This is a genomic window from Moorena producens 3L, assembly GCF_000211815.1.
GTDB classification, from domain to species: Bacteria; Cyanobacteriota; Cyanobacteriia; order Cyanobacteriales; family Coleofasciculaceae; genus Moorena; species Moorena producens.
The window spans coordinates 40536-61911 of sequence record NZ_GL890934.1 but is presented as its reverse complement, the minus strand read 5'-3'; the positions used below and the strand labels follow the sequence as shown (position 1 = coordinate 61911).

The 21376-nt window shown below is 42.9% G+C and carries 17 protein-coding genes; 11 read left to right on the top strand and 6 right to left on the bottom strand.

The window, feature by feature from the left end; genetic code table 11:
* Nucleotides 1–44: 44 nt before the first annotated feature.
* From LYNGBM3L_RS45910 to LYNGBM3L_RS18680, 3 genes are all read right to left on the bottom strand, one after another.
* On the bottom strand, nt 45–425 hold the full coding sequence (locus LYNGBM3L_RS45910) for a hypothetical protein (protein ID WP_008186507.1): 381 nt from the start codon (nt 423–425) through the stop codon (nt 45–47).
* A 189-nt stretch (nt 426–614) separates the two neighbouring features.
* The gene (locus tag LYNGBM3L_RS18685) at nt 615–1757 is read right to left on the bottom strand and encodes an IS4 family transposase (protein ID WP_044492478.1); all 1143 of its coding nucleotides are present in this window, start codon (nt 1755–1757) and stop codon (nt 615–617) included.
* Between the two features lie 512 nt (nt 1758–2269).
* On the bottom strand, nt 2270–3589 hold the full coding sequence (locus LYNGBM3L_RS18680; protein ID WP_008186506.1) for a P-loop NTPase fold protein: 1320 nt from the start codon (nt 3587–3589) through the stop codon (nt 2270–2272).
* Between the two features lie 252 nt (nt 3590–3841).
* Here LYNGBM3L_RS18680 and LYNGBM3L_RS43885 point away from each other — a divergent pair, with 252 nt between their 5' ends.
* The 6 genes from LYNGBM3L_RS43885 to LYNGBM3L_RS18660 all read left to right on the top strand — a co-directional run bounded on the left by LYNGBM3L_RS43885 (nt 3842) and on the right by LYNGBM3L_RS18660 (nt 9934).
* Nucleotides 3842–3994 carry a hypothetical protein gene (locus tag LYNGBM3L_RS43885; RefSeq protein ID WP_154659848.1) on the top strand — a complete coding sequence of 51 codons (153 nt, stop codon included), beginning with the start codon at nt 3842–3844 and terminating at the stop codon, nt 3992–3994.
* Nucleotides 3995–4022: 28 nt separating this feature from the next.
* A complete protein-coding gene (locus tag LYNGBM3L_RS18675; RefSeq protein ID WP_008186505.1) occupies nt 4023–4865 on the top strand; it encodes a cell division protein FtsQ/DivIB in 843 nt (280 codons plus the stop codon).
* A gap of 219 nt (nt 4866–5084) precedes the next feature.
* Nucleotides 5085–6356, top strand: coding sequence for a cell division protein FtsZ (gene ftsZ / locus LYNGBM3L_RS18670; protein ID WP_008186504.1), 1272 nt, complete (start codon nt 5085–5087; stop codon nt 6354–6356).
* A 335-nt stretch (nt 6357–6691) separates the two neighbouring features.
* Complete coding sequence (locus tag LYNGBM3L_RS18665; protein ID WP_044493852.1) at nt 6692–7270, top strand: hypothetical protein; 579 nt, start codon at nt 6692–6694, stop codon at nt 7268–7270.
* A gap of 528 nt (nt 7271–7798) precedes the next feature.
* The gene (locus LYNGBM3L_RS43880; protein ID WP_008186502.1) at nt 7799–7945 is read left to right on the top strand and encodes a hypothetical protein; all 147 of its coding nucleotides are present in this window, start codon (nt 7799–7801) and stop codon (nt 7943–7945) included.
* Between the two features lie 639 nt (nt 7946–8584).
* Complete coding sequence (locus tag LYNGBM3L_RS18660; RefSeq protein ID WP_008186501.1) at nt 8585–9934, top strand: helix-turn-helix transcriptional regulator; 1350 nt, start codon at nt 8585–8587, stop codon at nt 9932–9934.
* A 368-nt stretch (nt 9935–10302) separates the two neighbouring features.
* Here the strand turns inward: LYNGBM3L_RS18660 and LYNGBM3L_RS45905 are convergent, their stop codons facing one another.
* The 3 genes from LYNGBM3L_RS45905 to LYNGBM3L_RS43875 form a co-directional block, all read right to left on the bottom strand.
* On the bottom strand, nt 10303–10452 hold the full coding sequence (locus tag LYNGBM3L_RS45905; protein ID WP_165691806.1) for a hypothetical protein: 150 nt from the start codon (nt 10450–10452) through the stop codon (nt 10303–10305).
* A gap of 232 nt (nt 10453–10684) precedes the next feature.
* Nucleotides 10685–11938 carry an FtsX-like permease family protein gene (locus LYNGBM3L_RS18655; RefSeq protein WP_008186500.1) on the bottom strand — a complete coding sequence of 418 codons (1254 nt, stop codon included), beginning with the start codon at nt 11936–11938 and terminating at the stop codon, nt 10685–10687.
* A 504-nt stretch (nt 11939–12442) separates the two neighbouring features.
* Nucleotides 12443–12610 carry a hypothetical protein gene (locus LYNGBM3L_RS43875; protein WP_008186499.1) on the bottom strand — a complete coding sequence of 56 codons (168 nt, stop codon included), beginning with the start codon at nt 12608–12610 and terminating at the stop codon, nt 12443–12445.
* On the opposite strand from LYNGBM3L_RS43875, the gene LYNGBM3L_RS18650 reads away from it, so the two are divergent.
* From LYNGBM3L_RS18650 to LYNGBM3L_RS18630, 5 genes are all read left to right on the top strand, one after another.
* Complete coding sequence (locus tag LYNGBM3L_RS18650; RefSeq protein ID WP_008186497.1) at nt 12610–13824, top strand: response regulator; 1215 nt, start codon at nt 12610–12612, stop codon at nt 13822–13824. The two genes, LYNGBM3L_RS43875 and LYNGBM3L_RS18650, sit on opposite strands and share 1 nt — an antisense overlap.
* 92 nt (nt 13825–13916) lie before the next feature.
* Entirely contained in the window at nt 13917–14282 is a 366-nt protein-coding gene (locus tag LYNGBM3L_RS18645; protein WP_008186495.1) for a response regulator transcription factor, read from the top strand.
* A 29-nt stretch (nt 14283–14311) separates the two neighbouring features.
* Nucleotides 14312–14857 (top strand): chemotaxis protein CheW, encoded by a 546-nt coding sequence (locus LYNGBM3L_RS18640; RefSeq protein ID WP_008186493.1) that lies wholly within the window; start codon nt 14312–14314, stop codon nt 14855–14857.
* Nucleotides 14858–15050: 193 nt separating this feature from the next.
* A complete protein-coding gene (locus LYNGBM3L_RS34975; protein ID WP_008186491.1) occupies nt 15051–18047 on the top strand; it encodes a methyl-accepting chemotaxis protein in 2997 nt (998 codons plus the stop codon).
* Between the two features lie 272 nt (nt 18048–18319).
* The gene (locus tag LYNGBM3L_RS18630) at nt 18320–21358 is read left to right on the top strand and encodes a methyl-accepting chemotaxis protein (protein WP_008186489.1); all 3039 of its coding nucleotides are present in this window, start codon (nt 18320–18322) and stop codon (nt 21356–21358) included.
* Nucleotides 21359–21376 lie beyond the last annotated feature (18 nt).

Sequence of the window (21376 nt, the reverse complement as noted above, 5' to 3'; positions counted from 1 at the left end):
TATATAGCAATTCTCATAGCTATGAGGTACACAATTTCGGGATTTTAGGTAATAGGTAATAGGTAATAGGTAATAGGTAATAGGTAATAGGTAATAGGTAATAGGTAATAGGTAATAGGTAATAGGTAATAGGTAATAGGTAATAGGTAATAGGTAATAGGTAATAGGTAATAGGTAATAGGTAATAGGTAATAGGTAATAGGTAATAGGTAATAGGTAATAGGTAATAGGTAATAGGTAATAGGTAATAGGTAATAGGTAATAGGTAATAGGTAATAGGTAATAGGTAATAGGTAATAGGTAATAGGTAATAGGTAATAGGTAATAGGTAATAGGTAATAGGTAATAGGTAATAGGTAATAGGTAATAGGTAATAGGTAATAGGTAATAGGTAATAGGTAATAGGTAATAGGGATGCGCTGCATCTTCAGGTGCGACCCGTGGCGAATTTAATTCGCCAAGGTCAAGCGCACCTAACAGGGAATCAGCTTCAAAGAAGACTGTACCTCATAACTGTGATAAACACTATAAGTTCCTAGACGAAAACAGGTAAAACTGTTGAACTATCAGGATTTCCCCAGTAACTCTACCTGCTGGGGGGGCGACGAAAATAGTTATAAAGCAGACAGGACAAGCGATTTAGCTCTCATTCCTCGTAAATAATACTTCCATTTATTACGATTAAGTCTCATTAATTCTCGTACTAAATTAATACACTCATCGCTAAAACTGACCCAATTTTGAGCATATAATCCTATATAAAAACTACTGTGTCGTCGTTGTGAACGGCCATCTTCTTTTACTCTGCCGATATATTTTTGAATTCCTTTTAGTTTAATTTGCTGTCCTTGAATGGTAGCAGAAGTATAGGCTATTGATATCAATAAAATTAGCGAAATCAACCGATCACCATAGACATTAGTGTCTTCTAAATTATCGCCTCCTGTTTTAAAATCTCTAAACATTTCTTCAATGCCAAACCGTTTCTTATAAGCAGCAATCGCCAATTCTAAGGAATTTAAATTTGTCATAATGAACCATCCTTCTTTGGGGATAAATCCGGAAATATTACGCTTCCATTTGCATGCAACGTTAAAAGTGCTAAATCCCTTTATTTTAGTTATTTTTACTCCTTTAATAAAGAATGAAGTTCCTGGTATTAACCCAAGATTTGATAACTCAATCCAAATTTTCTTTTTGACTTCAATAAACTCATTTTTTTTGAGACGTAAACAAAAGTATACAGACTTTTCTGACAACCATTTCGCTAGCTTAACAGAACAAAATTCTCTATCTCCCAATAGGCAAATTTTATAATCTTTAAAAATGGGAATTATTGTTGATAGATGACTGCTCTGTTCTTTAAGATTACTGCTACCTAATTTTGGCATCAAAGTAAAGTATATTGGCAATGCTCTTTTATCCCAAATCAGGCTAGTTACTAAAAGATTTATTTTACCCCAATTTGTACGGTCAATTGCTATATAAACTAGTTCATCTGTTTCAAAGTATGTTTCTAGTATACTAGCTATGATAGGAAACCAAATAGTTTCAAATCTTAGATTTGGTAAAGACAAAAAGCGCTGAATTCTTTTTCTTATACTTTCAAATTTTATTCCAAGAGGTAAAGCATTTGCTAACTTTTCTATGCTAACTCTTTTGATTGATTGTACAAGCATCACTAAAATATTTAATAAAATAAAATTACGATACTTTAGTTGAATTTTAAGATGCTTTTGATAGAATAAGGGTAACATTTGCAACAGATAGGTCTTATTGACAATTTGAGACCTATCTTTTTCTATCACAGATCGTTACACTCTTGACGTATCAATCGTTTCAAGCCATATCGTCGCCCCCCCAGCTCTACCTGTAAAGGCTGCGGTTGTCCTGACTAGATTAGTTTTCAACTCAATTAGGGAGAAAATTTGTCCCTTTGAACCAAGTAGTAGGTGGTAAGTGCTAGGTTATACATGAGGGGATGTACCTTACCTGACGGGGGTGAACCTGAAGGCTAAACTAATGTCATACCAAGGGTTGAGACTGAAGTTCCCCCTCAAAAAGAAAAGGGTGATTGACAGGTAAGGTAACAAAAAAATGATAAGCAAAAGTGTTCTGAGCAAACTAATAAATTCGGTTTAGTTCTAATTTCGATATCAATAGTCCATCTCAATTTTCCAGAACACCCCAAACTTTGCACCCTGAACCTGACGACCCTACACCCCCTTCTCTGGCAAAATCCCTTGGAACTCAAGGGATTTTAGCCTTGTCAAAGAACTAGAGACCGAAACTTTTCTGTTTCTGCTAACGCTGGGTTAATCCCAAACCAGCGCCCTTGTTCATCTTGGTATTCATAGACAAACATACTGCGCAACAAGGTTTGATATTCTTGTTCCCCCTTGACGGACTGCTGTTGCACGACTTGAGATAGCAACTTCCACTCTTCATCTTCAACAGCCAGAGTCAAATCATCTCGGTATCCCTTAATCACACCCTCTAAACAACTCGTGGAAAAGGGCGGGTCTTCCTGTTGCAAACAGTTATAGAGCAACCCTAACAAGTTACGGACATGACCGCCACTAATGCGACACATCCGGTCAAGGGTTTCTGGGCTATCAAATACTAGTGGAATCAGGTTTAGTCGCTGTTGAGGATCAACCATTGGAAAAGCTCGGGCTAGCAATAGCTGTCGCAGCAGTGCCATACCTTCTGGATAGTCACGACCATCCCTTAACTGTATGGGCACCATGGGCAAAATTTTGGGAGCCACACCACCACCGACTCGATTTTTGAGAGTTTCGTACTCGTTGGAGAACATTAAGGACAAGGGTAGAGTGTAAACTACATGACAGTTCAAACGCCTTAACTGAGTACCACGGTCGATAAACAGATACTCTGGCTGGGAACGACCTGAAGCCATCGAGCGATTATCAACTCGGTCAAGATTATCAATAATCACCACCAAACCCTTTTTGCCAAGCAACTTCAGCTGCTGAATCGCTGATTGTAAAATTTCTTCGTTGATGGCATTCAAAATGCTTTGGGTGCGGGGTTCTAGGTGCTGTCGTAGCAGTTGGCGTTGCTGAGGACTGTCTTTACTTCTGGCTGTAATCTTGGCAATGCCTACGGAAAATTCGGCTTCTGTTGAAAACTCGATCGGAGTTTGCAAAAAGTCTTTGATTTCATTAAATAATTTACTAAAGTAAGTGGGTCTGAGCTGTATGCTTATAGCTTCTAGGCTTTCGCACACTGACCTAGCGATGCTCAGTAAAATGTCACTGACATCAACATCCACCATGTCTAGGTCTTGAGAGGACTCAAAATAAACAACATGAAATTGCTGCTTTTCCAACTCGGCTTTAAGTCTTAACAACTCAGTAGACTTACCACAGCCAATATGACCAGTAAACAATTGACAGGTCGGTTCATCTGGTGACAGACGGGTAATGGTTCGTCCTAAAGCTTCGATAATCTTTCCTCCCCTGACAGCGGAAAAATCGATATAGTATGGATGGTCTTCTGGATTACCCATATCTAAGGTTTTAGCTGGGTTACACGCTTTGAAAAATCTTGGTAGATGCAGTTCCATAAATTAACCTCCCACCGTTGTGGTGATGGTTGTGGTTTACAGAAGGCGGTTAGAAAGCCCACTCCTTCAACAGGGTGAGATAGAAAGCGTCCCCAGTAATTAGTCTTTTGTAAAAGACTAATCCCTAATCACTGACCCATCCCACGACTAAGGTACGTGGGATGAGTTAACTATAGAGGACTGATTAGGCACCAATGCCTTTTCCGATCAGGCTGATGGAACCTGTTAAGTATAAAACGTGGGAACCTAGTAGTGGTTAAATTAAAAAAAGTATTTGGTGCTCAGTCAGGAATTGCAAAGTTCAAACCTTGTCGTTCCCCAGATTTTTGGGTAGATTGGCGTGAAGCGATCGCGCCGCAGCGCAAACGCCCACACGCCAATTGTCAGGCTTACTTCAAGTCATAAATGTACTCTGTCGATTGATCGGTAGTAGATGAGCAACATCGCATCAGTCTCTGAATCACAATTGTCTAATCGACGCAAACAACTGCGACGGACACGCCGCATTAAATTTTATCAAAAGATTTGGCGTACACTTTTGGTGGGCGGTATCGCTGGAAGTTTACTCTGGGCAATAACTTTACCAGATTGGATGATTCGTCAGCCAGAACAAATCAAGATTCAAGGGAATTATTGGCTTTCTGCTGAAGCGATACGCTCCCTGCTGCCTTTATCCTATCCCCAGTCTTTACTGCAAGTACAACCCCACGTCCTTGCCGAGTTTTTGGAATCTGAAGCTCCTATTGCTTCGGCTCTAGTTAGCCGTCAACTCATACCACCAGGATTGACAATACAAATTAGAGAGCGTCAACCAGTGGCTATTGCTGAGCAGAGTAAGCCCCAAACCAGAAAAACTAAAAACTCTACCCCAACGTTGGGTTTAGTCGATGAGCAAGGGATCTGGAGCCCCAAGAGCAGTTACGAACCACTCTCGGCCAATCTGCAGTTGCCGAACTTGAAAGTGATTGGTCAAAATTCCGTTTATCGCCCTTACTGGTTCGATGTTTATCAAGCTGTGAGTCATTCGGCTGTCAAAGTTTTCGAGATCGATTGGCGAAATCCAGCCAACTTAATTCTGAAAACCGAGTTAGGAAATGTACATTTAGGTCCTTACAGTGAAAGCTTCCCCACCCAACTGAGAGTTCTAGATCAGATGCGAGAATTGCCGAAGCGCACACAAAAGAGCAAAATAGCTTACATTGACCTGCAAAACCCAGACTTACCATCGATTCAAATGATTACAGACCATGACAGTGTGCAATCGCGAGTTAAATAAGGATAACTAAGAAGGTCAGACAAGTGTAGAGGCCTACTCTGACGGCTAAACCGAGGCGATATTTCCAGCAACCTATGTTTTGTTTCAGGTCAGTTATCGGGTATAGACCCAGCCGTTGCCAGGGTCTTTGGTTTTTCAATCAACTTACTCTATAGTTAACTCAGACTGCTACATATAACTTATAAAGATAAAGATAAACACTTACCCTCACCTCTTGCAATGACGCTTAATAGTCAACTAGGGCTTGCTGCTCAAAGTTCTAAAATCATCGCAGAAGCAGATCTTTCATTAGGATCCGACAATACACATCCTTTTAGTAACTCTGTATTACAATTCGGTCAAACTTATGATTCTAATCGCATACCCAGGGAAGAAACTAGGAGTGACAATATCGTGCCAGGTAGCGTTGCAAAAATCAAGGTTATTGGTGTTGGCGGGGGTGGTGGTAACGCAGTTAACCGCATGATTGCCAGTGATGTCAGTGGAGTAGAGTTCTGGTCAATTAACACAGATGCTCAAGCACTAGCCCAATCATCAGCCCCCCAACGCTTACAAATGGGGCAGAAGTTGACCCGAGGGTTGGGAGCAGGAGGGAACCCAGCCATTGGTCAAAAAGCCGCTGAAGAATCCCGGGAGGAAATTGCCCAGGCTCTCGAAGACACTGACCTGGTTTTCATTACTGCTGGGATGGGGGGTGGTACTGGTACAGGAGCTGCCCCGATTGTAGCAGAAGTTGCTAAAGAGATGGGTGCTTTAACCGTGGGAGTGGTCACTCGTCCATTTACCTTTGAAGGACGCCGCCGTACTTCCCAAGCCGAGGAAGGAATTGCCGCTCTGGGGAGTCGAGTCGATACCCTAATTGTTATTCCCAATAATAAACTCTTGTCAGTGATTTCAGAACAGACTCCTGTTCAAGAAGCATTTAAAGTAGCTGATGATATCCTACGTCAGGGGGTACAAGGGATATCTGATATTATTACTATTCCTGGCTTGGTGAATGTGGATTTTGCCGATGTGCGAGCGGTGATGGCAGATGCTGGTTCGGCTCTGATGGGCATCGGGATGGGTTCTGGAAAATCCCGAGCCAGAGAGGCAGCAGTAGCTGCCATTTCTTCTCCTCTGCTGGAGTCTTCTATTGAAGGGGCTAGAGGGGTAGTTTTAAATATTACTGGTGGCAGTGATCTGACCCTCCATGAAGTGAATTCAGCAGCAGAAACTGTTTATGAAGTGGTTGACCCCAATGCCAATATCATCTTTGGAGCAGTAATTGATGATAAGCTCCAGGGTGAAATTAGAATTACTGTGATTGCTACGGGATTTACCGGAGAAGCCCAGTCTGCACCTAAATCCGTGGAAACTCCCCTGAATCGCCGACCGATTGCTCCTACACCGATGCCCCCTACACCCAAGGTTGAGCCTAAGAGTAGACCAGGATTAGATATTCCAGAATTCCTGCAACGGCGTCGTTTTCCTAGAGGACCAAAGGAGTAGAAAAAAACTGGCACAAACCAGATGGCATGGAAGTAAAGCAAAGCAACCTATAGCCAAGGCAAGACTGTTGTCGGTCACCTTGGTAATTGCTGATTTTACTACTAGGCGTGAAAACTTCCCTAGACATTGCTCCTGAGCCTGAACCCATGGGAAACTTTTTTCGGTTATCACTATCAATAGGCTGAATCAGCCAGACTATGGAGCAGGAGTTTTTGTTGACTATATCCCTAGCTTTGAGCCAACAAGGGCTGCCCACAGATTAAAATTTCAACTATTCTTGCCTTGGATGAAGTTTAGCTATACTTATGACTTCTAATCACCGAACCAACCCCCCTATGCCCAAATCCAGTAGCGATCGTTACCCTAGTTCAACATCGGCAAACAAATCGAATACATACTGTCCGTCAGTACCAATTTCTGTATACCGGGAACTAGCAGCTGAGTTGCAAGCAACACAGGCGATGTTGGACTCTCTCCATTCTCAAAATCAGCATTTAGTTAAACAACACCAGCAGCTGCGACAGGAAGTTAAAAAAGTTATTAATTCAGCTCTGCATCTACAGCAGGTGATCAATTCCTTAGAACCAGTGAGTCCAGCTGAAGTCCATCGACCTCAGCCAGTAAAGCAGCCGGAATCCCGTCAAGCTCCACCAATTCCATCCCAGCGCACCGCTACAACTATCCCAGGGGGTGAATTTTCCCCACCTCAGATAAAACCTCAAACCCCTCCCTCTTCCTATCGAGAAACTTTAGTGATTGAACAACAAGACAATCGCTCCCTGCGAAGTTCGCAGCCAGAGGCAGTGTCCTATGTCAATGGCTGGGTGTTGGTTATAGCCATCTTGGGAATTGTCTTGAGCGCATTTGGTGCTGGCTTTTTAGTGGTGAAACCGATACTAGATAGTAATCGTTGAACCATTGTGCTGCTTGATTAATCGATTTATGGCGGGTTCTTTGAGATTCATCAAAAAAATTGGGTCTGAAACCCCGTCCTTATAGGACGGCTTGATGTTACCATAAAGATGGTCAATGACCCACCCGAGACGATGGATTGACCAAAGGTCACGCTTCGCGAACAGACAGCCTATACGAGCAAAGTCCAGTAACCTGGCGGCGCAGCAAAATCGGTAGACCGGGAAAAGATGACAGGGCAATGGAAGGCCAACTCTCGAATCAAAAAGTACATCAAGACTTTTCGCAGAAATTCTCGATACATGAAAACCGCAGGACTTGCACCGGATAGTCTGGGTCGCGAACGTAAGACCATAAAACCCCGCTTAGGGTGGAGGCTGTTGCATTGAAGCACCAAACCAAATCGTGAGGTTTAGGAATCACCGTTCTTCTAGGACGGTGAGGATGTCAACCGCCTAATCTAATCTTTTACTAAACCTCGGCTGTATTTAACGCTATTTTCGCTTCCCCATTGCACCATTAACTGGAAAATGACGATCATTACTGCCAAGGGAAATCGGTTTTTAGCAGTTAATGGCCAGGTCTATAAGGTTTGCCAGGGTCAATTGTGCCCAGAACATTGGCTGATCACAGATCTGTTTACTCAGATCAAGTCCACAGTCATTAGTCAGTGGTGAAGGGCAACAAAAAACCTGCTCAACCTGAGTTCGATATCAGCGATCGCTCCACGAAAGAGTCAGGGATATAAGCTTTGGGCAACTAGGGTAGATTAAGGCTTTCAGCGTTACGTTGAACTCAGGTTAAAATTCATTGTTATGTTTAACTCATAACAATGAATTTTAGCAGAGTGAGTATTTAACGGGAACTAGAACTGGTAGTACACAGCAAGCGATTCTAGGTCGGTTGTGAGTCCCCTGTTCACGTGAGTTCGAGATCAGGGTACACTCCAGAAAAAATCACGCGCAGGGATACAGGCTTTCAGAGACTAGGATAGATTAAGGCTTTCAGGGTTAGGTCGAACTCAGGTTCTTCCTATGATGACTGAAGTTACCCCTCCTCGTTGATATCCCTAGCCATAGTTTTTGAGGAGGGTCTGACCAACAGACTTACATCTGTGATGGATTTAAGAAACACGAACCGGCAGCAAATGCATCAACCATAGGGGTTTGACAAAGTCTTTCTGCCAGAGTTGGGTTTGAATTGATCGGGACACAACTGGGAGGTAAGACTCATATCAATGACCAAAATGGCAAGCAGTTCTCAGAAAGAGGATTTAAAATGGACTATCAGGTTTCTATGAGTATGAGCGTGCAACTGTGATTCCCTATGACTTTCTAAAAGCGATCGCAAATGAACACGGTGTATCTAAAGCCGAGCTGGAGGTTGTGGCTTTGGCGATGGAGGGTCAATCGACAAACGCGATCGCAAACATCCTCAACATTAGTGAACATGCAGTGCGCAAAAGACTCAGCGAGGTCTACAAAAAGTTTCCTATATCGGGTACAGGGCCTGTAAAGCTAACCAAACTGCAACAGCTGCTGGTCAATCGCTATCAGACTCATCTAGAAACCCAGGATATCTCCTCTAACTGCAGAAGCTATACCCCTATCTCTACTGTCCAATCCTCAAACCCCAAGCACATGGATTGGGGTGAGGCACCAGATGTTTCTGTTTTCTATGGTCGCACTGAAGAACTACGCCAGTTAGAAACATGGATTGTTAAAGATCGTTGCCGCTTGGTGGCACTACAGGGTATGGCAGGGATTGGTAAAACCACCTTGTCAGTGAAGCTGGCTAAACAAATTCAGGATCAGTTCAAGTATGTGGTATGGCGTTCCTTACGTCAGGCACCACGGTTAGAGGATATCCTAGCAGCACTGCTCCAATCTTTATCTGGGCCCCTAGAAACTGTAGGATATGAAACAGCAGGAGGGTTAAACCCAGTCCCTAGTTCTCAAACTACCAAGGAGCTTATCTCCCAACTAATTGAGTACTGCCGCCAACACCGTTGTTTGATAGTCCTCAACGGTGCCGAATCTATTCTACAGATTGGTACACTTGCCGGCATCTACCGAGAAGGGTATGAAGGCTATGGTGAATTGATCAGACGCTGGGGAGAAGAACCCCATCAAAGCTGTTTGTTGATTACCAGTCAGGAGAAACTCAGCGAAATTTCGTTACTTGAAGGAGAGACTTCACCTGTGCGTTCCTTAAAACTTGAAGGTTTAGGGGAAGCCGCGCAATATATTTTGCAGGAAAAAGGATTGTCTGGGCAGAAAAACTGGGACTATTTAATTAAGGGGTATCGTGGGAATCCCTTGATGTTAAAACTTGTTGCCATAACCATCAAAGAAGTTTTTGATGGCAGTGTGACCGATTTTTTGGCAACTACCCTATTTACCCATGACGTTAGTGACTTTATCGAAGAAATCTTAGATCGGTTATCAGATTTGGAACATAAAATTATATATACCATGGCTAGTCACAAAGAACCTGTAATCCTAACTCAATTACAGGATGAATTACTGGAGATATCGCCTCAGGAATTACTCAGGGCTCTGGCCTCCTTGAGACAGCGATCCCTAGTGGAGAAATCTGAAGGTGGGTTCACCTTGCCTCCTGCAGTCATGGAAGTGACTAACCAATTAATTGCTGAGCGAGAATAGTCATAATATCCCAGTTTACTAAATTTTTTAAACTATTAATAGTTCAATTTTAGAACTGGGTGATATCGAGTCCAGTTAATCAATTCGTATTCAGGTAAGTAGTTAGTTTTAAATTGTTAATGGTCAAGGGTCAATTAACAATTTACAATTAACAACAAATAATGATAAGTACTGATAAGTATTAAACTAGAAATGATCTGACCATTTTTGAATTAAAGATGCCAAATTCAAAATTCAAAATGAATAGCTTTCTAATTTTGAATTGTTGACACCTAATACCAGCACCTTAATTAATTTATGGGGTATTTTTGAATTTTGAATTGATAATTTTGAATGGCAGCGAAGCGATGTTCGAGGGAGCATGTCACTTATGCAGCAACATTAGTACGCTTATCTGGGGAATGGGGAATGGGGAATGGGGAATGGGGAATGGGGAATGGGGAATGGGGAATGGGTAATAGGTAATGGGTAATAGGTAATAGGGGGAGCATGTCAGAAATGCCGAATATTTTTACCATTACTATAGCCCCCTCATGGGTAATTGCTTGCTCATATGGTACATAGTTGATCTGTTCTGCAACTAATACCGGCTTATTAACATAATTTTTGTTTTTTTGTCAAGTAGTTCATTTGTTCGGCTTCTTTGACCTGCTCCCGATGTTCTACCCCCACGAATGAATTCGGGGGGTATTTTTGAATTTTGAATTGATAATTTTGAATGGTCGCGAAGGGATTGACTCAAAAAGGTTTCTATGCTTTAAATACAATAGCTGGATCAATACGAGTCACCTTTTGGATAGCGAACAAACCCGAAGTTACACACATTACCACAGTTATGCCAAAAACACCTGTGGCAGATAATGGTGTGATTAAAAGAATAATTCCTTTTGATTTAACCCATACACTCAACCCCCAGCAAAGGAGCATACCAGGCACATAACCAAGAACAGCCATCCACAATGCTTGTTCCACAATAACACTATAAATAAACCGGTCCGGTGCGCCCATCGCCTTTAGGGTACCAAACTCTTTGATATGGTCAGAAACCGAGGCGTAGAGAATCTGAGTGACAACTACCATGCCAACAATCACTCCCACAACAGCACCTAGACCCAATACAAAACCAAGACCTGTTCGCACCTGCCAGTAATTTCGGGTCTTGCGTGCCATCTCAACCTTCGTATAAGCACGAGTCCCGGGTAAAGCAGCGTCTAAATTCTGCTTGAGTTCCTCAAGATCCTGACCTAGTTTAGCCTTTACCATGATATAGGTAATGGGGTCTGTTAGGCTCAAAGGTGTAGGTTCAGGAATCTCCGACTCATCAGACTTATTCAAAGACTTTGACTTTTCGTAAATAGTGGTACACTGCAAATTATCTGAAGATTCTACAGTGCAGTTAAGCTTAGAGGTATAGCTGGTGTTGATATAGGTATTGGCATTTTCTAAGGAAGTAAATAAGAATGGGCTAGCTACAAGGGATTGACTATCTGTGGTTAAGCCGACCAATCGAGCAGGCAAGAAATTAACCGTAGCGGTATCACCGATATCTTTCACATTGAGCGTCGGTAATCTGCTTTGATCCACCATAATGGTATAAGGCTCCTTAAGGGTCTTCAGTCTACCCCGAGTGATTTTTCCGGGTTGGAACAGTGTTCCCCCTAGGTCAAATCCAATCAACGTAACAGGACTGGTATCTCCCTTAAGAGGACGCCATCGACCTGACCCCATGAGTAGTGCTTCTGCTCGCTCCACACCTTTGACTCGTTGGGCTTGATCCAGCTGATTCTTTAAAAGTGGCTCGGTTAGCTCAAACTGAACCATTCGCTCAGAACTTACCCATATATCTGCCTCCGACCCCTCAATCAGAAGAACTGTAGAGCGAGTGAACCCGTTGAGTATACCAGTTTGGATGGTGACTAGGCTAACGGCAAACATAATTCCTGCTTGAGCCACCAGAAAGCGAGGGATGTCTGCCCAGAGGTTTTTGCGAGCAATAGAGACCATAGAAGATCATGCCGAGAGAACTTTTAAGTAATATCACGTGCGAGAGCATAGAAATTGTAAGGTGTGGGTTTTTGGTCATTGTTATTTCTCCCAACCTTGGGTTCGAAGAAGACCTGATCGCAAGCGCCAGCCACGAAAACTATTCCATGGGCATACTCTCTTGATTTAAAAAGCTTCCAGAAATTAATAGGGCAAGGGTTTCATGGGTGTAGCGCGTTCTTCTGAATGCTTACAGTCAAAGTCATAAAGCCAGTGTAACTCATAGACTTTTAATTAACTAACATTAACTAACCAGTAAATTTTTGTAAATCCCTGCCAAGATGGCAACATGGCTCAGTGGCAAGAGTCATACATTTCAGTAGTTTTCTGGCATAGAAGGTCATAAATAATCAAAAACTTCGGTCAATGGGTAAATACCCCATAGTCTATATCGTGTAATTTGTGTAAACTCACGGATACATCAACCTCATAAAATTCTGTAGCATTGAGCTAGCAGTTACCTGATCAATCATAGGTTACTTGTGCATCTCGGTGAAAGTCTTTAACTGTTCCCGGTGTTTTTTCTTGCCTATGGTTAAGAAAGCCTCTTCCCAATCCGCAAATTATTCCGGTAATGGCAGCACTAGGACAATCAGTTTTGCTGACAACGGCAATCAGGTAAACCAAAGGCAATGATGGCGATAGAACAAAATTATCCTCTAATTCCAATCAAAGAGTTTACTTCCGTCAAACAAGCTGGGTTGTTTGAAATTTTGAAGCAGCCTCGGTTTAGCGGTCAACTCATTCTTAGTGATCCTAGTAAACAAGAATGGATATTTCACATTTATATGGGTCGCCTCATGTATGCTACCGGAGGGACTCATCCAGTGAGACGGTGGCGTAGAAACCTACTCATTCACTGTCCTCAGACATCTGCTCAGCTTTCATCACTGCAAGAGGATCTAGCTAATACCAATTGGGAAGATGTCAATGTCTGTTGGGACTATCATTTACTATGCCTATGGGTAGATCTGCACAAGGTTACCCGTGATCAAGCTATCAAAATGATTCAGTCTGTCATGGTAGAAATACTTTTTGATGTTACCCAAGGCATGCAGATCACCTATCAAATCAAACCAGATTCCTCATCATCATTATCATCATTCTTTAAACCACTGGTCTTGATTGACGCAGAGCAAGTCATCCATGAAGCTGATGAACTTTGGGAAGCTTGGCAAAGTGCTCGTGTAGCAGACCGCTGCCCTAATCGGGCACCAATTATCAGGCAGCCCGAACAACTGAGAGTTAAAACATCCCCTCAGGCTTATCAAACTATGACCAAGCTGTTGAATGGACAATATACCCTACGAGACTTGGCCATACTAATGAAACGGGATGCTAGGGCAGTTACTCTCTCCATTCTGCCTCACCTGCAATCAGGATTAGTGGAACTGATAGATATTCCGGATTTACCTGCTCCAGTTTCACTACCTCCGAACGAAACATCGGTCAAAATTGTACCTGAGCAGAAACCTTTGATTGCATGTGTGGATGATAGTCCCCTGATCTGCCAAAGCATGGAAAAAATTCTTACCTCAGAAGGCTATCGCTTTGTGGCTATTAATGATGCACTTAGGGCGATCGCTACTTTGTTAGCTACTAAGCCAGAGTTGATATTTTTAGATCTGGTCATGCCCAATGCTAATGGCTATGAAATTTGCGGTCAATTGCGCAGGCTCTCCTTTTTCCGCAATACTCCGATCGTAATTTTGACCGGTAACGACGGCATCATCGACCGTGTGAGAGCGAAGATGGTTGGCTCCTCAGATTTTATGAGTAAACCCATCAATCCTGAAGAAGTATTGAGCGTTATCATTAAACATCTTAAACAAGTTAATTATAATTGACTAGATAGCCGAAATTTAAGTGTTTACAAAAAAATATGTTTAAACACTTGCTTACTTGATTATAATTTTAGAGTTATTTAAATCGGATAAAAATGGTTACCGCATTAATTGTTGAAGATTCATTAACTGATCTAGAAATTTTCAGAGGTTATCTCAAGGAAAATGGGTTTAATGTATTAACTGCCCATAATGGCTCAGAAGCCCTAGAAAAAATTAGCAGTAATCAGCTGGATTTGATTGTCCTTGATGTTGTCCTTCCGGATCGCAGTGGTTTTGAAATTTGTCGAACCCTTAAAAATGAAGCTAAGACAAGCCAAATACCTGTGATAATCTGCTCCACCAAAGATACTGAAATGGATAAATTTTGGGCGTTGAAGCAGGGAGCAGATGCTTACCTGTATAAACCTGTTGATAACGCAGAACTCCTAAAAATCATTAACCAACTGGTCAAGGGCTAAATCTGAGCTATAAAGAAAGAGAGATCATCATGGTATCCAAGTTTGTCCCAGCATTAGCTTCCCCGTCATCAGCCACTGAAACTGCTGCGAATGAAATTAGACAGCAGTTTCTGCGGTTTCATCTGGTACCTGATACTACTGCTTTAATGCCAATTAATCAGCTGACTGAAGTGCTGACCATTGCTGTTGGTCAAATTATTCCAATTGCCCATATGCCACCTTGGGTGATGGGTGTTTACAACTGGCGGGGTGAAGTTCTTTGGATGGTCGATCTCGGACACATTGTCGGACTAACTCCTTGGCATCAGCAACCGGTAAATACATCACACTACACCTCCTTAGTGTTGCATATCCAGTCTCATGATCCTAAGTCCATTAAATACAACCAAATGCTAGGGTTGGTCGTCAACCGGGTAGAGGACATTGAATGGTGCAATCCCGATTTGATTCAACCTCTGCCATCATCAAGCCTGAATCCTGAATTGGCAAAGTTTTTACAGGGATATTGGCTGAAACATGGTGGTGAAATGCTAGTAGTTTTTGATGGCAAACTAATTTTTGATACCAAGTTTTAATCCTACTATTCAGCGACGGTAACCTGAACGTATTATTCCATAATCAATCATCACAACTAATTATAGATGATGATTCGTTAATTACTTATAACGGTAATAAAAAAAATACTGGGATAAAAAATAAGTGTTTTATAAAAAATAAACGAATACTTTTCATTATAATAATAATGCCAACAATACAAATAATAATGATATGGTAAAATCCCAAAAGGCGCTGGTTAAGACACTCTTGCCTGAGTCAACTATTCCTAACGTTAAATTGCGGGTTGTTCAAGAGTTAACAGAAACTGATACCGAGGTAAACCATTTGCCAGACCAAGATATCAACCCAGGAGATCAGCTTCTGGAACTGGTTAAAACTGAAAAAAAAAATCAGAAGAATAAAAATACTCTCAGCCGCCAGTTGTTGACAACGATTATGCCAACGGTATTGATTCCTCTGACTCTGGCTAGTCTAGTAAGTTACAGAATTGTTCACGACCATGACAAAGAGCGAAATAAATTACAGCAGCAGGAGCAAGCTCTAATTGCTGGTGAAGCAGCTAGCCAACTGATTAAGGATACCTTTACCGTACCAACCTTATTAGCTAGTAATCCTTTAGTCATCAAGGCAGCTCATGCTGGTAGCAAAACCGCAGAACAGCAAGAACTTCAGAAACTGGCTATTCACGAGATTGAATTACGTTTTCAAAACACAAAGCTCCTCCAACCCAATCCACAACTCAATAGTTACTTAAAGAAAATCGTCAAGGATGTAGGTCTAGGGGAATTATTTGTCACTGACCGCTATGGGTACAACATTGCTTATAGTAATCTCACCTCTGACTTTGTGCAAAGGGATGAAGACTGGTGGCAACAAGCCAAGCGTCAAGGGCGTTGGGTCAGTGAACTAGACTTTGATGATTCAGCTAATGTCTTTGGTTTTGATCTAGCTCAGGCAATCAAGGATCCTCAATCAGGAGAATTTCTTGGGGTGATTAAAGCTGTGCTACCCATGAATCAATTAGAGCAACTGTTCCCTTATCTAGAACATATCGGATTGATGGGTTCCCAACAAGTGCAGCTGATAGACACTAGCCAAGGCATGGTAATTAGTACCCTCACCCCTGAAGGTAGTCTGGATGAGGAGGAGATCATTGGAGGTGAAGCAGTTTGGGAAATTGCTAAGTTTTTAGTCCAGGCACCGACCCAGCTAACTATTAATACTAAGCAAGACTTCAATCGCTTCAAAGCTAAGTATTCACTAAAGGAAGCAAGACTTTCGACCTATACGAATAAAACGGGAAAGCAGGTAAAAATTGTTTACTTCCTCTATAAAGATAAGTTCTATACCATTGTGACTAACCCACAAACGGATTGGGTATCCGTTGCTTCCGTGGACAAATCAGAACAGCAAAACGCTGGTAATGAGTTAATCTTAGCGTTTGTCTTTATAGCCCTAGCCTTGGGAGCAGTGATTCTGGTAGTTGTTCTGCTTTTATCCCGCCGCCTATCTGCTCCTCTAAGTCAATTGTCTGATACAGCCAAGGAGGTGGCTGCGGGTAATTTAGATGCGATTGCTCAACCGAGTGGTACCGCAGAAACCCAAACCCTGGCTCACACCTTTAATAAACTAGTAGCCCGGATTAAACTTCTGGTACAAGACCAAAGCCTTGAGGCTAAGCGTGCTAAGCAACTGAAAGACATTACGATTCAGCTAACTCAAGCCCTTGACCTCCAAGAGATCCTGGATATGGTAGTGCGAGGGAGCCGACAAGGGCTGGATGCGGATCGAGTGGTTGTCTATCGCTTTGACCCCAATGGGAAAGGTACTGTCATTGCTGAATCCCTGGCTGCGGGTTGGCCCCAGGCTCTCGGTGCGGAAATTGCTGACCCTTGCTTTGCAAAGAATTACGTGGATAAGTACATCCAAGGTCGAGTTAAGGCAACACCCAATATTTATGAAGCTGGTCTGAACCGGTGTCACCTGAAACAGTTAGAACCCTTTGCGGTCAAAGCCAATTTAGTTACCCCGATTCTCGTTGAAGGGGAACTCTTAGGCTTATTAATTGCTCACCAATGCAGTGAACCTCGGACCTGGCAAGCCTCAGAAATCGATTTCTTAACCCAAGTAGCTAACCAAGTGGGAGTAACCCTTGACCGGATCAACCTCTTGGAACGGCAAAGAATTGCTGAAGCCGAGCAACGGACGGCTAAAGAGCAGCTTCAAAAACGAGCACTGGAATTGCTGATGGAAGTAGACCCAGTTAGTAAAGGAGACCTCTCGATCCGTGCCCGTGTAACCGCCGATGAATTGGGAACTGTTGCTGATTCCTACAACGCTACCATTGAAAGCTTGCGCAAACTTGTGGTGCAAGTGCAACAGGCAACCAAGCAAGTTACCACCACCACTACTCAAGATGAAGCAGCGATTCGAGAACTATCCACAGAAGCCTTGCGACAGTCGGAGGAAATTACTGCAGCCTTACAACGAATTCAAGACATGACGACTTCAACTCAAGCTGTGGCTGCCAGAGCCTCTGAAGCTGAAGCTGCAGTCAAACAAGCGGCTCAGACAGTCGAAGCTGGGGATACTGCTATGAACCGCACTGTGGAAGGCTTTATGGCGATTCGGGAAACTGTAGGCAGCACTGCCAAGAAGGTCAAACGTCTTGGGGAATCGTCCCAAAAGATTTCTAAAGTAGTTAACCTGATTAGTAACTTTGCAGCTCAAACCAACTTGCTAGCCTTAAATGCTTCTATTGAGGCAGCTCGTGCTGGGGAAGAAGGTCGAGGCTTTGCGGTGGTTGCTGATGAAGTGCGAGCCTTAGCCCATCAATCAGCAGAAGCAACGGCAGAAATCGAAAAAATTGTGGCACAAATCCAGATGGAAACCAATGAGGTGGTAGCTGCCATGGAAGCTGGTACTGAACAAGTGGTAGGAGGCACAAAACTGGTGGATGACACCAGGCAGAGTTTGAATCAAATCACTGAAGTAATGGTCAAGATTAATGAGTTGGTCGAAGCGATCGCTACCGTAACTGTTGAGCAAACTCAAACAAGCGTTTCAGTGACTCAGACTATGACTAATGTGGCAGCGATCGCTAATCATACCTCCATAGAAGCGTTGCAGGTATCCCACTCTTTTAAACAACTGCTTACAGTTGCCGAGCAACTGCAAGATAGTGTAGGCAAGTTCAAGGTGAGTTAGTGTTCTTAGTCAATTTTTAATTTTTAATTTTTAATTTTTAATTTTTAATTTTTAATTTTTAATTTTTAATTTTTAATTTTTAATTTTTAATTCTTAATTGCCATTTTCAAAGCAACTGTGATCTCAACAATATTGACTGGAAATTATATGGCTGTAACTCCTGAAATTTTTCAGTCACCCCGAGTTAGGCAATGGTGGCAGCGATGTCCAAATCCTGGACGTCTTGACAAGGATAAACTACCTATTTTTAATTAATTAATTGGGCGTATTCCATGACTAAAATCCCTCCTCATAATAACTCCCTTAAGGATAACAATGGTCACCAGATTGATACTAATTATATTAAGTTATCAGATAAATTATCTGATAATTTTTCAGAAAATGGTGATAATGGCAGCTACCAAGCTTTGCTTCTGTCAACATTTACTCGGAAAACTAAACTGGGTAAATCACTGCTACTACCCCAATTAATCCAGTCAAAGGTTGCACCAGCCCACAAACTTCCATCTTTATTTTTTCAATGGTTTTATAACCTTCCTATACAAAGGAAGCAGCTTTTCGCCCTGTTGACGTCAGAAGTGATCTCCGTAGTTGGCTTAGCAGGTGTGGGGGCTTTTTTGATTGTTACAGGAGGTCGTGCTCAGTTAATCAACCAAGCCACATCAGAATTGGCGGTTATGGATATTATCTATAATATCAAAATTAATCAGATGGGGTTTGGCTTTCGGGGACAAACTCACAATAGCGCAATTATTCAAGCGGTTCAAACCCATGCTCAAGGCAAACCCTTAACCCCCGGGTTGTTCAAACAAGTGAAAGATATTCTCCAGCAAGAAATCCAGACTCGTAGGATTGAATATGCCACGTTGGTTGGAAAGGATCGGCGAATTATTGTCAATGCTAATGCTGATCGAACTGGGGAGTTTTTCGATCCCAACGACTTAGTCAGTCAGGTTCTGGAAAATCCTCAGCAAATTAAAACCAGTGAACTAGTCAGCTGGTCTGAGCTTGCTAAAGAGTCTCCCTTTCTACCTGCTGGGATTGTCCAGCAAAACAATCTCTTGATTCGCTACACCGTGACACCGATTAGAGCCACCGACACAGGAGCAGTTTTGGGAGTATTGGTTTCTGGGGATATTGTCAATGGCAAGCTGCCTATCGTCGAGGATACCCTAAAGTCTTTTGGGGGAGGTTATAGTGCGGTATATCTACGTCAAGCCGATGGTCAATTCGTCTTGGTAACTGCCTTAGATCAGGGTGAAAGTACCAATTTAGCAGAAGCTCAACCGAACGTCTTCTTGCCCGATACCCCTTTCCTGAATCAAGCGGTAACAGCTCAGGGTAATCCGATTACCAAACGCATCAATATAGGGAGACAAACCTATACAGTCGCTGCCAAGACGCTAAATAATTTTAGTGGTAAGCCAGTTGCCCTTTTGGTAAGGGGAACCTCAGAAGCTCAACTCAACTTCCTGCTCAGCAACAAGCTACTCCTACAGTTGGTAGTAGTCATCTTAGCTTTAACCGCTAATCTATTACTAGCTATTCTTCTAGGACGAGCCATTACTAAACCTATCCAGCAGCTACAAAACTTAGCCGAGCAATTTGCTCAAGGGTCACGCCAAGTCCGAAGCAATCTGATCACTAACGATGAGATCGGTAAGCTAGCTAGGACCTTTAATAAAATGGCTGAGAGTGTTACCAGTCAGGAAAACCTGGTACATCGAGAGGCAAATCGGACACAGGTCATTATTAACCTTGCTGCTACCCCCATGGACAAATCTCTCGACCTCAAAGCTCTTTTCCAAGAAGCGGTGGAAACAGCCCTCAATCAGTTAAATGCGGACCGGGTAGTTATCTACCGCCTGAATCCTGATGGTAGTGGCTACATTGGATTCGAGACAGTTCAACCCGGTTGGCCCAAAGCAATTGAAAATATGGTTGAGGATAGGATTGAGAAGAAAATTGAAGATGCTTGTATTCCACAGCAACTGATTGATGGCTACAAACATGGGCGTGTCATTGCCACCAATAATGTATTTGAAGCAGGTTTCCATCGTGACCACGAGAAGTTGATGGAACGATTGCAAATCAAAGCAAATTTAGTGACACCAATTGTCCACGGAGAAACACTCTACGGTTTACTTATTGCTCATCATTGTAGGGCCCCACACCAGTGGCAAGAGTCTGAAATCATTTTCCTGACGCAGTTATCTCTTCAGCTGGGCAATGTTATGGAGCGAGCCATGTCCTTAGAAAAAATGGAGGCAGCCCGCCAAGAAGCCGAAAACCTTGCTCAGGAACAGCGCCAGCTCAAAGAGGAGCTGCAAAAGCGTGCTCTAGAACTGTTGATGGAAGTAGAGCCAGTAAGTAAAGGAGACCTCACCATTCGAGCCCAGGTCACTGCCGATGAATTGGGAACTATTGCCGATTCCTACAATGCTACCATCGAAAGCTTGCGGAAACTTGTACTGCAAGTCCAACAGGCAACCAAGCAAGTCACTAGCACCACTACTCAAGATGAAGCAGCCATCCGAGAGCTATCCACAGAAGCTTTACGACAGGCGGAGGAAATTGCTAATGCTTTACAAAAAATTCATGACATGACAGTCTCAACTCGCTCTGTGGCTGCCAGTGCCTCTGAAGCCGAAGCCGCAGTCAAACAAGCAGCTCAGACGGTGGAAGCTGGGGATGCTGCTATGAACCTCACTGTGGAAGGTTTTATGGCGATTCGGGAAACTGTAGGTAGTACGGCTAAGAAGGTCAAACGTCTTGGGGAATCGTCCCAAAAGATTTCTAAGGTAGTCAACCTGATTAGTGGCTTTGCTGAGCAAACCAATATGTTAGCCCTCAATGCCGCTATTGAGGCGGCTCGTGCTGGGGAAGCTGGTCGAGGCTTTGCAGTAGTTGCTGATGAAGTACGAGCGTTGGCTCATCAATCGGCGGAGGCAACGGCGGAAATTGAAAAGCTGGTAGCAGACATTCAGGCGGAAACCAATGAGGTGGCAGCCGCTATGGAAGAGGGAACTGAGCAAGTGGTAGTTGGGACTCAACTGGTGGATGACACCAGGCAGAGTTTGAATCAAATTACTGCCGTAACGGTCAAGATCAATGAATTGGTCAAAGCAATTGCCATCACAGCTGTTGATCAAACCCAAGCAAGCGTTTCAGTTACTGAAACTATGACTGACGTAGCAGCGATCGCGAATAGAACATCCACAGAAGTCAGCCAAGTATCTAACTCGTTCAAAGAACTGCTAACAGTGGCTGAGGAACTGCAAGATAGTGTAGGCAAGTTCAAGGTGAGTTAGTGTCATTGTAGTTATTAG